Annotated in this window: 15 protein-coding genes; 7 read left to right on the plus strand and 8 right to left on the minus strand. The window is 73.8% G+C overall.

Features of this window, described 5'->3' with window-relative positions; genetic code table 11:
- The first annotated feature begins 89 nt into the window (after positions 1–89).
- The gene (locus GTW08_RS12345) at positions 90–2,108 is read left to right on the plus strand and encodes a protein meaA (RefSeq protein WP_073578506.1); all 2,019 of its coding nucleotides are present in this window, start codon (positions 90–92) and stop codon (positions 2,106–2,108) included.
- A gap of 1 nt (position 2,109) precedes the next feature.
- Here GTW08_RS12345 and GTW08_RS12350 read toward each other — a convergent pair whose 3' ends face one another.
- The 7 genes from GTW08_RS12350 to GTW08_RS12380 form a co-directional block, all read right to left on the minus strand.
- Positions 2,110–2,256 carry a hypothetical protein gene (locus GTW08_RS12350; protein ID WP_157818323.1) on the minus strand — a complete coding sequence of 49 codons (147 nt, stop codon included), beginning with the start codon at positions 2,254–2,256 and terminating at the stop codon, positions 2,110–2,112.
- Between the two features lie 205 nt (positions 2,257–2,461).
- Positions 2,462–2,977: a protein kinase domain-containing protein gene (locus GTW08_RS12355; protein WP_073578505.1), complete on the minus strand. Its 516-nt coding sequence runs from the start codon at positions 2,975–2,977 to the stop codon at positions 2,462–2,464.
- On the minus strand, positions 2,974–3,417 hold the full coding sequence (locus GTW08_RS12360; protein WP_139283052.1) for a hypothetical protein: 444 nt from the start codon (positions 3,415–3,417) through the stop codon (positions 2,974–2,976). Before GTW08_RS12360 ends, GTW08_RS12355 begins: the two co-directional genes overlap by 4 nt.
- A gap of 2 nt (positions 3,418–3,419) precedes the next feature.
- A complete protein-coding gene (locus GTW08_RS12365; RefSeq protein WP_073578503.1) occupies positions 3,420–3,704 on the minus strand; it encodes an FHA domain-containing protein in 285 nt (94 codons plus the stop codon).
- 19 nt (positions 3,705–3,723) lie between these two features.
- Positions 3,724–4,920 carry a methyl-accepting chemotaxis protein gene (locus tag GTW08_RS12370; RefSeq protein WP_139283051.1) on the minus strand — a complete coding sequence of 399 codons (1,197 nt, stop codon included), beginning with the start codon at positions 4,918–4,920 and terminating at the stop codon, positions 3,724–3,726.
- A 34-nt stretch (positions 4,921–4,954) separates the two neighbouring features.
- Positions 4,955–5,860, minus strand: coding sequence for a transporter substrate-binding domain-containing protein (locus GTW08_RS12375; RefSeq protein ID WP_073578501.1), 906 nt, complete (start codon positions 5,858–5,860; stop codon positions 4,955–4,957).
- Positions 5,861–5,883: 23 nt separating this feature from the next.
- A complete protein-coding gene (locus tag GTW08_RS12380) occupies positions 5,884–6,657 on the minus strand; it encodes an enoyl-CoA hydratase-related protein (RefSeq protein ID WP_073578500.1) in 774 nt (257 codons plus the stop codon).
- A gap of 60 nt (positions 6,658–6,717) precedes the next feature.
- Here GTW08_RS12380 and GTW08_RS12385 point away from each other — a divergent pair, with 60 nt between their 5' ends.
- Together GTW08_RS12385 and GTW08_RS12390 are read left to right on the plus strand one after the other, a co-directional pair.
- Positions 6,718–7,479 (plus strand): helix-turn-helix domain-containing protein, encoded by a 762-nt coding sequence (locus GTW08_RS12385; RefSeq protein WP_346009898.1) that lies wholly within the window; start codon positions 6,718–6,720, stop codon positions 7,477–7,479.
- Between the two features lie 29 nt (positions 7,480–7,508).
- Complete coding sequence (locus GTW08_RS12390) at positions 7,509–8,747, plus strand: cytochrome P450 family protein (protein ID WP_073578498.1); 1,239 nt, start codon at positions 7,509–7,511, stop codon at positions 8,745–8,747.
- On the opposite strand, the gene GTW08_RS12395 is transcribed toward GTW08_RS12390, so the two are convergent.
- Complete coding sequence (locus tag GTW08_RS12395) at positions 8,748–9,242, minus strand: NUDIX domain-containing protein (protein ID WP_083659186.1); 495 nt, start codon at positions 9,240–9,242, stop codon at positions 8,748–8,750.
- An 87-nt stretch (positions 9,243–9,329) separates the two neighbouring features.
- On the opposite strand from GTW08_RS12395, the gene nucS reads away from it, so the two are divergent.
- From nucS to GTW08_RS12415, 4 genes are all read left to right on the plus strand, one after another.
- Complete coding sequence (nucS, locus tag GTW08_RS12400; protein WP_073578497.1) at positions 9,330–9,989, plus strand: endonuclease NucS; 660 nt, start codon at positions 9,330–9,332, stop codon at positions 9,987–9,989.
- Positions 9,990–10,093: 104 nt separating this feature from the next.
- Positions 10,094–11,584 carry an aldehyde dehydrogenase family protein gene (locus GTW08_RS12405; protein WP_139283060.1) on the plus strand — a complete coding sequence of 497 codons (1,491 nt, stop codon included), beginning with the start codon at positions 10,094–10,096 and terminating at the stop codon, positions 11,582–11,584.
- Positions 11,585–11,723: 139 nt separating this feature from the next.
- Positions 11,724–13,508, plus strand: coding sequence for a 3-hydroxyacyl-CoA dehydrogenase family protein (locus GTW08_RS12410; RefSeq protein WP_073578495.1), 1,785 nt, complete (start codon positions 11,724–11,726; stop codon positions 13,506–13,508).
- Between the two features lie 113 nt (positions 13,509–13,621).
- Complete coding sequence (locus GTW08_RS12415) at positions 13,622–13,858, plus strand: hypothetical protein (protein ID WP_083474308.1); 237 nt, start codon at positions 13,622–13,624, stop codon at positions 13,856–13,858.
- Positions 13,859–13,937 lie beyond the last annotated feature (79 nt).

Below are 13,937 nucleotides of genomic sequence, written 5' to 3' on the forward strand. Positions count from 1 at the left end.
TCCGTGCCCGTCGCCGGCTACTGACGAGTAGTCTCTGTCCGCATCACAGGCAGTGCCGACTGTGCTCCCGCGACGACACGGAGGTTCCGGTGCCGTACCCCACCGATCGTGAGCGCGACCGTCCGTGGGTGATCCGCACCTACGCCGGTCACTCCTCGGCGGAGAAGACCAACGAGCTCTACCGCCGCAACCTGGCCAAGGGGCAGACGGGTCTGTCCGTGGCCTTCGACCTCCCGACCCAGACCGGCTACGACCCGGACGACGAGCTCGCCAAGGGCGAGGTCGGCAAGGTCGGCGTGCCGGTCAGCCACATCGGTGACATGCGCACGCTCTTCGAGGGGATCCCGGTCGCCGAGGCCAACACCTCGATGACGATCAACGCCCCGGCGATGTGGCTGCTCGCGCTGTACGTGGCCGTCGCCGAGGAGCAGGCGGAGCAGTCCGGCCTGGACTACGCCGAGGTCCGCGCGAAGCTGGCCGGGACGACCCAGAACGACATCGTCAAGGAGTACCTGTCGCGGGGCACCTACGTGTTCCCGCCCGGGCCCAGCCTGCGGCTGATCACCGACATGGTCGCCTGGTCGGTCGGCGAGATCCCCAAGTGGAACCCCATCAACATCTGCAGCTACCACCTGCAGGAGGCCGGGGCCACACCGACCCAGGAGCTGGCCTACGCGCTGTCCACGGCGATCGCCGTCCTCGACTCGGTGCGCGACTCCGGGCAGGTGCCGCCGGAGAAGTTCGGCGACGTGGTCGGGCGCATCTCGTTCTTCGTCAACGCGGGCATCCGGTTCGTCGAGGAGATGTGCAAGCTCCGGGCGCTGGGCAGGCTCTGGGACGAGATCACCCTCGAGCGCTACGGCGTGCAGAACCCCAAGCAGCGGCGCCTGCGCTACGGGGTGCAGGTCAACTCGCTCGGCCTGACCGAGGCACAGCCGGAGAACAACGTCCAGCGCATCGTGCTGGAGATGCTCGCCGTGACCCTGTCCAAGGACGCCCGGGCCCGTGCGGTCCAGCTGCCCGCCTGGAACGAGGCGCTGGGCCTGCCGCGGCCCTGGGACCAGCAGTGGGCGCTGCGGATGCAGCAGGTGCTGGCCTACGAGACCGACCTGCTGGAGTACGAGGACATCTTCGACGGGTCCCGCGTCGTCGAGGCGAAGGTGTCCGAGCTCGTCGAGGGAGCCCGCGCCGAGATCGACCGGGTGCAGGAGATGGGCGGGGCGGTCGCGGCCGTCGAGTCCGGCTACATGAAGGGCGAGCTGGTCAACTCCCTGGCCGCCCGCCGTCGCCGGCTGGAGTCCGGCGACGAGGTCGTGGTCGGGGTCAACAAGTTCGACACGACCGAGCCGAGCCCGCTGCAGGCCGAGGGCGCCGAGGCGATCTTCACCGTCGACCCGGCGACCGAGCGGTCCGCCGTCGAGGCGATCCGCGAGTGGCGCGCCGCGCGGGACCAGGACGCCGTCGACGAGGCGCTGCGGGCCCTGCGCGACGCGGCCAAGACCGAGCAGAACCTCATGCAGGTCTCGATCGACTGCGCCAAGGCGGGCGTGACCACCGGCGAGTGGTCGGGAGCGCTGCGCGAGGTGTTCGGCGAGTTCCGGGCCCCGACCGGGGTGGCCGGCGCCAGCATGTCCGGCGAGGGCGCCACCGAGATCTCCGAGGTCCGCGAGCGGGTCCGCGCCACCGGTGACGAGCTGGGCCAGCGGTTGCGCATGCTGGTCGGCAAGCCGGGCCTGGACGGCCACTCCAACGGCGCCGAGCAGGTCGCCGTCCGCGCCCGCGACGTCGGGTTCGAGGTCGTCTACCAGGGGATCCGGCTCACTCCGTCGCAGATCGTGGCGGCCGCGGTGCAGGAGGGTGTGCACGCCGTCGGGCTGTCGGTGCTGTCCGGGTCGCACCTGGAGGTCGTGCCCGCGGTCGTGCAGGGGCTGCGCGACGCCGGTGCCGGGGAGGTCCCGGTCGTCGTCGGCGGGATCATCCCGCCCGAGGACGAGAAGCGGCTGCGCGAGGGCGGGGTCGCGGCGGTGTTCACGCCCAAGAACTTCCGGCTGACCGGGATGATGGACGAGATCGTCACCCTGATCCGGCGGTCCCAGGGTCTGGACTGAGTCAGCCCAGCCGCGTGCGCGCGGTACCGGCGAGGCGGGCGGCCAGGTCGCACAGCTCGCCGGTACCGAGGCCGCCCTCGGCGGTCGTGACCCGCAGCACCTCCGACATGGGCCGCCCGTTGGTGCCGACGAAGTCCCGGACGGGCACCTCGGCGTTGCAGGCGGTGTCGCCGTCGGCGCGTGTCCAGGTGCCGGTGCCGGGACCCGGCCGGCGTCGGTGCCCCGCGGGTCGTCGTAGCGGTCGGAGGACAGGGTGATCTGCAGGGCGTCGTCGGCGTCGCCCGCGTTCCAGCCGCACCGCCGGCCCGCGACGTCGCGGAAGAACCCCGAGCGGATCGGCCCGGGCAGCACGGTCAGGTCCTCCGGACGCAGCAGGGTGCACCCGTCCGCAGCCCACAGCGCGCTCGGCGTGGGCGGTGTGCGGCGGGGTACACCGTGGGCCAGGGTGGCCGCCGCCGACGACGCGGCCGCTTCGGCGGGGGCGCGCGGTCCGGGGCCACCTGCGCCCCGATCCGGGCGGCGACGCCGGACGGCAGCGGTCCGGATCGGAGGAGCAACGCCGTGAGGCTCTCCGCGGGCACGTTCTCCATGATCAGCAGCGGGCCGCCGTCGAGTTCCAGGACGTCGAAGACGGTGACGATCCGGCCGTGGTGCAGCTGCGCGGCGACCGCGGCCTCCCGGCGCAGCCGCCGGGTCGCCGCCGGACCGGACCCGTCGGACCCGCTCGGGTCGCGGTCGTCGGGGAGCAGGACCTGCTCGAGCGCGACGTCGCGCGGCAGCACGGTGTCCCGGGCCCGGTGCACGACGCCCGTCCCGCCGGCGCCGAGCCGCGGGCCGACGGTGTAGCGCCCGGCGAGGACGGTGCTCACGGTGTCTCCCTGTTCAGTGCGTCGAGGTCGGCCGCGGTGATCGTGCGGCTGCGGACGAGCTCGGCGACGAGGTTCTCGTCCAGCGCGTCGCCGACCGGCGGCTCCACCTCCTCGGCGAGGAGCTCGGCGACACCCGCGGAGGAGCGCCGCTCGCGGACCGCACGCACGGTGTGCTCGGCCCGTCGGTGGGTCCAGCCCGCCTCCGGGGCCAGCGCCTGCATGCCCTCCCCGACCTGCCGCCAGCGCTGGGGCGTGGGGCGGGAGTCGCCCTGCAGATGGCGCCGGGCCGGCAGCACGACGACCCGGCGCTCGTCGGGTTCCAGCGGCCAGACCGGGGGCTCATAGGTGTGCGCGTCGGGTGGGAGGGCGCCGGTGCCACCCGGTTCCGGGCCGCTCACCCGAACCTCCAGGGCGTGCCCGCGCCCGGGGGAGCCGAGCACGGTCAGCAGCGTGTGGCCGGCCGCCGGCGGCACGGGTGGATCGCCCGGGCGCAGCTCCGTGCCCGCGGGCAGCCGGATCGCGGTCGGCCGCCGTCGTGCACCCACCACCGGCCGTCGTCGAAGCACAGGAGGCCGTGCTCACGGCTGATCCGCAGGTCGCCGAGCGCCAGGTGCACCAGCGGCCGCTTGCGGCCGAAGACGACCTCACGGCCCTGGCGCGGACCGAACGTCGCGTTGCTCTCGAGGGTCCGTGCGTACAACGTCTGCTCGCCGCAGATCCGGTCCACGCCCGGTCCTCCCGGTGGGTCAGCTCTCGTCCTTCTCACTGCCCCGGCGGCTCAGCAGCTTGAAGCCGGGAATCCCGATGATCGCCTGCCGGACCTCCTTGAGCACGTCCAGGAGCTCGTGCACGTCCGGTCCGACACGGTCGAGCGTCGTGAGGATCGGCATGATGTCCTCCTCCATGTGCTCGGTGAACTTCGGCAGCTGGTCCACCAGCCGGATCGCGGCGCGCACCTCCTCCTCGGAGAGCTCGTCGACGAAGCGCTGGGCCAGCGGAGCCGCCCGGCGGGCCAGCGGGCCGTAGAGGTCCAGCAGCTCACCGGCCTGCTCGCTGGCGCCCGCGGCCTGCCCGACGACCTCGCCCGCCCGGTCGGACACCGCCTTCGCCGCGGTGACGACACCGGTCGCGTCGGTGGTGACGGTCTCGACCTGCCCGATGAGGCCGCCGGCGCGCTCGCTGATCTCGCCGACGGTCCGGATGAGTCCGCCCGCCTCGCCGGTGACCGTGTCCACCCGCGCGAGCAGCCCGCTCGCGTTCCCGGTGACCACCGATACCTGCTCGACGATGCCCTCGGCGTTCTGCGAGACCGTGGTGACCCGCCGGACCAGGTCGCCAGCCTCCTCGGACACCGTGGTGACGCGCCGGACCAGGTCGCCCGCCTCGTCGGAGACGGTGGTGACCCGGCGGACCAGGCCGTCGGCCTGCTCGGACACGGTGGTGACCTTGCGGATCAGGGTGTCGGCCTCGTCGGCGACGCCGGTGACCCGCGCGACCAGCTCCTCGGCGTTCCCGGCGACGCCGGTGACCCGCCCGACCAGCTCCTCGGCGTTCCCGGCGACGCCGGTGACCCGCCCGACCAGCTCCTCCGCGTTCCCGGCGACGCCGGTGACCCGGGCGACGAGCGCCTCGGCCTGGTCCGCGACCGGCCGGACCCGGGCCACGAGTTCGGTCGCCTCCCCGGCGACGGTGTCGACGGTCCCGATCAGCCCCTCGGCCCGGTCGACGACGCCGTCCACCCGGTCGAGCAGCTGCTCGGCGCGGGTCGCGATCGTGCCGATCCGGCCGACCAGCGAGCCGACCTCCTCCAGCAGCTCCCCGGCCCGGGCGGGCAGCCCGGCGACGGTCCCGGCGAGGTCGCCGGTCGCCTCGACCACGGAGGCCGCGCCGGAGAGCAGGTCGGACGGGCCGGGAACGTCGATACCCGCGATGCGCAGCGCCATGGCCCGGATCATTCCAGTCCGGCGGCGGCGCGGCTCAGGAGTCGGGGGTGCGGGCGCAGAGCTCGTCGACGGTGAGGTCGCGTGGCGGCAGGTTCGCCGCGGTGAACCCGAACGGCGCGGCGAGCTCCAGCCAGCGCCCGGAGTCCTGCAGCGCGGTGAGCCCGCGGTCGAACTCGTCGCGGAAGGCACCGTCGGCGGGGCGGAACGCGAACGCCCCTGCCCCGACGACCGGTCGCCCCGCCACCTCGGGGGCGAACGCGGCGGTCACCTCCAGACCGATGCCCGCGTTGCGGCGGACCTCGTCGAGCAGCGAGATGCGGGTGAGCGCCCCCACCTGCGCACCGCCGTTCGCGACCTCGCGCACCAGCGCGCCCTGCGAGTCGACGGTGACGATGTGCTCGGCCCGGATGCCGGCCGCGAGCGCGTACTCCTGCTCGGCGCTGCCGTCGAGCACCGCCAGCGTCGCCCCGGACCGGCGGACCCCGGCCAGTGTCGCGACGCCCAGCGGGTTCCCGGCCGGGACCACCAGGCCGGTACCCGCCACGTAGTCGGGGCGGGAGAACGCGACCTGCTGGCAGCGCAGCGCGGTGATCGTCAGTCCGACCGCGATGACGTCGAAGCGGCCGTCGAGCAGGCCGGGGACGAGCTGGTCGAACTTCGTCTGGACCGCGGCCAGGCCGCTGCCGCCGAGGTCGGTGACCACCGCGCGGGCCACCTCCGGGCTCTCCCCGGTGGCCCGGCCGGAGCCGTCGGTGTAGCCGAACGGGCGCTCCCCGGACAGCCCGACGACGACGTCGCCGCCGGCTCGGAGCCGGGACAGCGGGTCCGACGGCCCTCCGCAGCCGCCCAGCAGTGGCCCGGCCAGGGCTGTCCCGCCGAGGGCGGCGGCCGCCCCCAGCAGGCGCCGCCGGCTCAGCCGGGTGGTGGTGCGGATCTGCATGGTCCCGCGAGCCTAGGTGTCGATCAGTCGGTCCACTCGGGGGCCCGCTTCTCCAGGAACGACGCCATGCCCTCGCGGGCGCCCCCGGACTGCGACATCGACGCCATGACCTCGGCCGCGACACTGTAGGCGTCGGCCTCGGGACGGTCGAGCTGGGCGTAGAGGGTCTGCTTGCCGACGGCCTTGGACAGCCGGCTCCCGCGGGTCGCGCGGGCGAGCAGCTCGTCCACGCGGGCGTCGAGGTCGTGGTCGGGGACGGCGTAGTTGACCAGGCCCCAGTCGGCGGCGGTCGCCGCGTCGATCGGGTCCCCGGTCAGGGCCAGCTCCATCAGCCGCTTGCGGCCGATGTTCCGCGCGACCGGGACGGCCGGGGTGTGGCAGAACCAGCCGCCCTTGCCGCCGGGCAGCGCGAACGTCGCGGACTCCGCGGCGACGGCGAGGTCGCAGGACGCGACGAGCTGGCAGCCCGCGGCCCAGGCCGTCGCGTGGACCCGGGCGATCACGACCTGCGGCACCTCCTGCACGGTGCGCATGACCGTCGTGCACAGCCGCAGCAGGGAGCGGACCCCCGCGAGGTCGCGGGCGGCGACGTCGCCGAAGTCGTGGCCCGAGGAGAAGGCCTTGCCCTCCCCGGCGAGCACGATCCCGGTCGCGTCGCTGCGTCCGGCGCTCTCGAAGGCGTCCAGCAGCTCGCGCAGGTGGTCCTCGGTGAGGGAGTTGCGGCGCTGCGGGCGGTTCATCGTGATCCGGACCGTGTCGCCGTCCTGTTTCACCAGGAGGTGCTCGTAGTCGGTCATGGACCGACGGTAGCCCGGAATCCGCTCGTCGCCGAGGGGCGGACGCGCTACGGTGACCTGGTGACCGAATTCGTTGATCCGGTCACGCCGAGGAGCGGGGGAGCGGTGGCGGTACCGGACGTGGTCGCGGCGGAGGGCACCACGCGGATGGAGCGGGTGCTCGACGCGGCGGCCGAGCTGCTCGTGCGACGCGGCTACCGGGGTGTGACCGTCGAGGACGTCGCGCGCCGGGCGGGGGTCGGCAAGGGCACCGTCTACCTGCACGTCCGCACCAAGGAGGCGCTGTTCCTCACCGTGCTGCTGCGTTCGCAGCGGCGGCTGTTCGCCGACCTGGCCGACCGGATGCTCGTCGAGCCCGTCGTGGCGCTGCCCTGGGGCATGTCGCGCGAGCTGTACGAGCGGCTGCGCGCCGACGAGGTGGCGCGTGCGCTGTACCTGGGCGACGGTGAGGTCCTCGGCCGGCTCGCGCACGAGGCCGCCGGGACCCTCGGGGAGCTGGGCCGCCGCCGGGACGCCGTGGTGCGCGAGCACTTCCGGGTGCTGCGGTCGGCCGGCCTCGTCGACGACGCGCTGTCCCCGGACGAGCAGATCCACGCCTGGGGTGCGCTGACCTGGGGCTACCTGTTCACCGAGAGCGCGGCGAGCCCGTTCGTCCCCACCGATCCGCGGCGCACCGCGGAGCTGATCGAACACGGTGTGGCCCGCCTGCTGACCGGGCCCGCCCCGGTCGCCCTTGCCTCGGAGGTCGCCGCGGCCGTCGCCGGTCTGTACCGGCCGCTCGTCGAGCACATCGACGCGGAGTGGAGACGTCGCGTCCGCTGACCCGGGCGCGCGAGGAGAGGAGTCCCGAGATGGCCGCACCGAGTGCCGTGGACCTGATGGACCCGGCCGTCACCGCCGACCCGTACACCGCCTACGGGCGGATGCGCGAGCAGGCGCCCACCACCACCGTGACGATGCTGGGCAGCCCGCCCGCCGTGCTCGTCACCCGCTACGACGACGTCCGCACGGTCCTGACCGACCCGCGGTTCGTGACCGATCCGGCGCTCGCCGGCGGGCCGGACACCCGCGAGCAGATCATGGCGACGATGGGGGTTCCCGACGACGTCGCGGGCTACCTGGTGCGCAACATCCTCACCACCGACGGCGACGAGCACACCCGGCTGCGCAAGCTCGTGTCGCGCGCGTTCACGGTGAAGCGGGTAGCGGCGCTGCGCCCGCGGGTGGAGGAGATCACCGCCGCCCTGCTCGACGAGGTCGCCGCCGCCGGGGCCGGTGGCGCGCCGGTGGACCTGGTGGAGGCGCTGGCCTACCCGCTGCCGATCACCGTGATCTGCGAGCTCGTCGGGGTACCCGAGCCCGAGCGCCCGCAGTGGCACGAATGGGGAGCGGTGCTGACCACGATGGACCGCGAGCGGACCGGGCCCGCGCTGCGGGCGGCGATCGCCCACGTGCACGCCCTCGTCGACGCCCGCCGGGCCGAGCCCGCCGACGACCTGGTCAGCGCCCTGATCGCCGCCCAGGACGACGACGGCGACCGCCTCTCGGACCGCGAGATGGTCACGATGATCTTCGCGATCGTCATGGCCGGGCACGAGACGACGGCGCACCTGGTCACCAACGGCGTGCTGGCGCTGCTGGGCGCCCCGGACCAGCTCGCCGCGCTGCGGGCCGACCCGGCGGGCTGGCCGGGCGCGGTACACGAGCTGATGCGCGCCCGCGGCCCGGTGCAGTTCACCCAGTTCCGGTACCCGACCGTCGACGTCGAGCTGGGCGGCACCGTCGTGCCCGCCGGGACCCCGGTCATCGCCGGGCTGCTGCCGGCCAACCACGACCCGCGCGCCTACGACCGGCCCGACGAGCTCGACGTCGCCCGGGAGACCGGGCGGGGCGAGGGACACCTCGGGTTCGGACAGGGCGCGCACTACTGCCTGGGCGCGGCGCTGGCCCGGCAGGAGGGCGAGGTGGCCTTCCGGACGCTGTTCGAACGCTTCCCCGGCCTGCGGCTCGCCGTGCCGGCCGCGGAGGTCGCCTGGCTGCCCCGTCCCGGGTTCAGCCGGGTGGCGGCGCTGCCGGTGCTCACCGGGTGATCAGGTGCCCGCGTCGTACAGGGTGAGCAGTGTCCAGGCGGCGAGGGACTGGGCGTCGGTGAGCTCGCCTCGGCCCACCATCGCCGCCAGCTCGGCCGGTGTGAACCAGGCGGCGCGCATGTCCTGCTCGGAGTGCTCGCGGCGCGGCGGGCCCGCGGTCAGCCCGGTCGCGAGGTAGACGTGACCGCGCTGGCTGGACATGCCCGGCGCGCAGTCCAGCGTGCCGAGCAGGGTCATCCGCGCCGCGGCCAGCCCGGTCTCCTCGACGAGCTCGCGCACCGCCAGCTCGGCCGGGTCCACGTCGGCCCGGTCGGGCGCGGTGCCCGCCGGGAACTCCCAGCGGCGGCCGCCCACCGGGTAGCGGTACTGCTCGACCAGGTGCAGACGGCCGTCGTCGTCGCGGGGGATCACCAGTGCGTAGGTGGGCTTGTCGACGACGCCGTAGATCCCCCCGGTGCCGTCGGCACGCCGGATGCCGTCCTCCCGGACGGTCATCCAGTCGTTGGCGTACACCCGGCGGCTCGAGGTCTGCTCGATCACCCGCCCAGGATGATCCCTCCACCCGGCCTTACAGTGAGCAGGGTGCGTCTCGTCATCGCCCGCTGCCAGGTGGACTACGTCGGACGGCTGACCGCCCACCTGCCCATGGCCCCCCGGTTGCTGCTGGTCAAGCGGGACGGCTCGGTGAGCATCCACGCCGACGACCGCGCCTACAAGCCGCTCAACTGGATGTCGCCACCGTGCTGGCTCACCGAGGAGCCCGGCGTGTGGACGGTGAAGAACAAGGCCGACGAGTCGCTGGTCATCACCATCGACGAGGTGCTGCACGACTCCAGCCACGAACTCGGCGTCGACCCCGGCCTGGTCAAGGACGGCGTCGAGGCGCACCTGCAGGAGCTGCTCGCCGCGCACCCGGAGACCTTCGGGGAGGGCCACACGCTGGTCCGCCGCGAGTACATGACCGCCGTCGGCCCGGTCGACCTGCTGCTGCGCGACGGGAACGGCGCGCACGTCGCGGTGGAGGTGAAGCGCCGCGGCGAGATCGACGGCGTCGAGCAGCTCACCCGGTACCTGGAGCTGATGAACCGCGACCCGCTGCTCGCGCCGGTGCACGGGGTGTTCGCGGCCCAGCAGATCAAGCCGCAGGCCCGTACGCTGGCCGTCGACCGCGGTATCCGCTGCGTGACCGTCGACTACGACGCACTGCGCGGGATGGCGCGCGACGACCTGCTCCTGTTCTGAGGCGGCCCCGCCGGGCCAGCGCGGGCCCGGCCGGGCCCTGCCACGGCGTCTAGCCTGACCACGTGAGTGCCACCGCCGCTGACTCCGCCCCCACGACCGCCGCCGTGCCCGCCTCGGGGGACTTCGCGTCCCTCTCCCCGCGCACCGGGGAGGAGCTCGCCCGCTACCCCGTCCACGACGGTGAGCACGTGCGTGCCGCCGTCCGTGACGCCGGCGAGGCCGGGGTGTGGTGGGACGGGCTCGGGTTCGCCGAACGCCGTCGCCGGCTCGCGGCCTGGAAGAAGGTGCTGGTCGCGCAGCTCGACCGGGTCGCCGGTGTCGTCGCCGCCGAGACCGGCAAGCCGCTCGACGACGCCCGCCTCGAGGTCGTGCTCGCCATCGACCACCTGGACTGGGCCTCGGCCAACGCCGCGAAGGTGCTCGGGAAGCGTTCGGTGTCCCCGGGCCTGCTGATGGCGAACCAGGCGGCGTCGGTGGCGTACCGGCCGCTGGGCGTCGTCGGCGTCATCGGGCCGTGGAACTACCCGATCTTCACACCGATGGGCTCGATCGCCTACGCGCTGGCCGCCGGCAACACCGTGGTGTTCAAGCCCTCGGAGCTGACCCCGGGCGTCGGGCACGAGATCGCCCGCACGCTCGCCGAGGCCGTTCCCGAGGTGGGTCGGTACCCGCTGCTGACCGTCGTCACCGGGTTCGGGCCGACCGGCGCCGAGCTGTGCCGCGCCCCCGGGGTCGGCAAGATCGCGTTCACCGGGTCCGCCGCGACCGGACGCCGGGTGATGGCCTCCTGCGCGGAGAACCTGGTGCCGGTGCTCATGGAGTGCGGCGGCAAGGACCCGCTGATCGTCGACGCCGACGCCGACCTCGACGCCGCCGCGGACGCCGCCGTCTGGGGCGGGATGTCCAACGCGGGCCAGACCTGCGTCGGGGTGGAACGGGTCTACGTCGTCGAGTCCGTCGCGGGCCGGTTCCTGGAGAAGGTGCGGGCCGCGGCGTCGAAGCTGCAGGTCGGCACGGCCACGAACGAGGGCGACCTCGGGCCGATGACGATGCCGTCGCAGACCGAGATCGTGCGCCGGCACGTCACCGACGCCCTGGAGCGCGGCGGCCGCGCGATCGTCGGCGGCGCCGACTCGGTGCCCGCCCAGGGCGGGTCGATCTCGCCGGTCGTCATCGCCGACGTGCCCGAGGACTCCGTCGCGGTCACCGAGGAGACCTTCGGCCCGCTGGTCGTGGTCAACCGGGTGCCCGACGTCGACGAGGCGGTCCGCCGCGCCAACGCCACCGGCTACGGCCTCGGCGCGACCGTGTTCTCCGCGAAGCACGGCGAGCGGATCGCCGAGCGGCTCCGCTGCGGGATGGTCTCGATCAACGGCGTGATCTCCTTCGCCGGGATCCCGTCGCTGCCCTTCGGCGGGGTGGGGGAGTCCGGCTTCGGACGCATCCACGGCGCCGACGGCCTGCGCGAGTTCACCCGCGCCCAGTCGATCGCCCGGCAGCGGTTCGGGATGCCGATCGTCGTCACCAGCTTCAAGCGGACCGCGCGCACGATGCAGACGCTGGTCGGGATCGTGAAGGCCCGCCACGGGCGCTGAGGGGCCCCTCACCCGACGACCAGGACCGTTCCCGCACGTCGGGGTGGTCCTGGTCGCATGTTACCCACTGGTAGCGCTTCCGGATGACAGGATGCGCGACGACGCGGAAGACAGGGTTGTCGAACCAGGAGGTTGCAGCGTGGCACGTGAGTTCCGGACCGTCGGAGTGGTCGGCCTCGGCACGATGGGGGCGGGCATCGTCGAGGTCTTCGCCCGCAACGGTCTCGACGTGGTCGCCGTCGAGGTGGACGAGGCGGCGGGGGAGCGTGGCCGGGCCCACCTGGCGGCCTCGACCGACCGCGCCATCGAGCGCGGCAAGCTCACCCGTGAGCAGGCCGACGAGCTCCTCGGTCGCATCACGGTGACCACCACCCTGGCCGACCTGGCGCCGGCGCAGCTGGTCGTCGAGGCCATCCCGGAGAGCCTGGACGCCAAGACCGCGCTGCTGGCCGAGGTCGACAAGGTCGTCGCCGAGGACACCATCCTCGCCTCGAACACCTCGTCGCTGTCGGTCACCGAGCTGGCCGTGCGCACCACGCGCCCCGGCAAGGTCGTCGGGATGCACTTCTTCAACCCGGCACCGGTGCAGAAGCTGGTCGAGGTCGTGCGGACCGTCGTCACCGAGCCCGACGTCATCTCCGACGTCCAGGCGTTCGCCGACTCCCTCGGCAAGGTCCCGGTCGTCATCGGCGACCGCGCCGGCTTCATCGCCAACGCGCTGCTGTTCGGCTACCTGAACCACGCGGCGAAGATGTACGCCGAGCGCTACGCCAGCCGCGAGGACCTCGACGCCGGCATGCGCTACGGCTGCGGCTACCCGATGGGCCCGCTGGCCCTGCTCGACCTCATCGGCCTCGACACCGCCTACGAGATCCTCGAGACGATGTACGGCGAGTCGCGCAACCTGATGCACGCGCCGAACCCGGTGTTCAAGCAGATGATCACCGCCGGGCTGCTCGGCCGGAAGACCGGGCGCGGCTTCTACACCTACTCCGCCCCGCACAGCTCCACCGTCGTCGCCGACGGTGAGACCCCGGCCTCGGCCGTGCCCGACGACGTGACCCTGCGCGACGTGGCGCGGGTCGGCGTGATCGGCACCGGCACCATGGCCTCGGGCATCGTCGAGGTGTTCGCCAAGGCCGGCTACGACGTCGTCGTCCGCGGGCGCAGCGACTCCAAGGTCGAGGGCTCGGTCGCGCTGGTGCGCAAGTCCCTGGACAAGGCGGTCGCGCGCGGCAAGCTGGACGAGGCGGGCCGCGACGCCGTCCTCGCCCGGATCAGCGGCACCACCGCGCTGGAGGACATGGCCGAGGTCGACCTCGTCGTCGAGGCCGTCGCCGAGGAGCTCGACGTCAAGCGGGCGATGTTCGGCGCGCTCGACGAGATCTGCAAGCCCGGCGCGATCCTGGCGACGACGACGTCCTCGCTGCCCGTCGTCGAGTGCGCCGCGGTCACGAGCCGCCCCGGCGACGTGATCGGCATGCACTTCTTCAACCCCGCACCGGTGATGAAGCTGGTCGAGGTGGTGTCCACGATCGGCACCTCGCGCGATGTGGCCGCCACGGTCCTCGACGTGTGCCAGAAGCTGAAGAAGGTCCCGGTCAGCTGCGGTGACCGGGCCGGGTTCATCGTCAACGCGCTGCTGTTCCCGTACCTGAACGACGCGGTCAAGATGCTGGAGGCGCACTACGCGACCGCCGACGACATCGACGCGGCGATGAAGACCGGCTGTGCGCTGCCGATGGGCCCGTTCGAGCTGCTCGACGTCGTCGGTCTCGACGTGTCGCTGGCGATCCAGCGCTCGCTGCACGCGGAGTTCCACCAGGCCGGGTTCGCCCCCGCGCCGCTGCTGGAACACCTGGTCACCGCGGGCCGGCTCGGGCGCAAGACCGGTCACGGCTTCCGGGACTACACCAAGCGCTGAGGGATCCCGACACCCCTGGGACACTGGGGGACATGGCAGGACGGCGTGCGCGACGGCCCCGCCCCTCGGAACGGGGGCGGGGCCGTCCCGTCGCACCACCGCTGGGCAGCGGCATGACGACCGACCTGGAGAGCGGCCGCGACGGCGAGCACTACGTCCGCCGGGTGCCGGGCGGCACCACCGTGAAGCACTACCGGTGCCCCGGCTGCGACCAGCTGCTGCCCTCGGGGATGCCGCACGTGGTGACCTGGCCGGCCGAGGACGGCCGCGGGGTCGAGGAGCGGCGGCACTGGCACCTGCCGTGCTGGAACGCGCGCGACCGTCGGCGGGCGGGCTTCCGGCGGCACTGAGCGGCGCGGTGCCGCTTCCCGGCGGTACCGGGCGGCGCGGTGCGGCTCCCGGCGGTCCCGCGCCGCGCGGACGGGTCCC

It is taken from the genome of Pseudonocardia sp. SID8383, assembly GCF_009864975.1.
Lineage (GTDB): Bacteria > Actinomycetota > Actinomycetes > Mycobacteriales > Pseudonocardiaceae > Pseudonocardia > Pseudonocardia alni.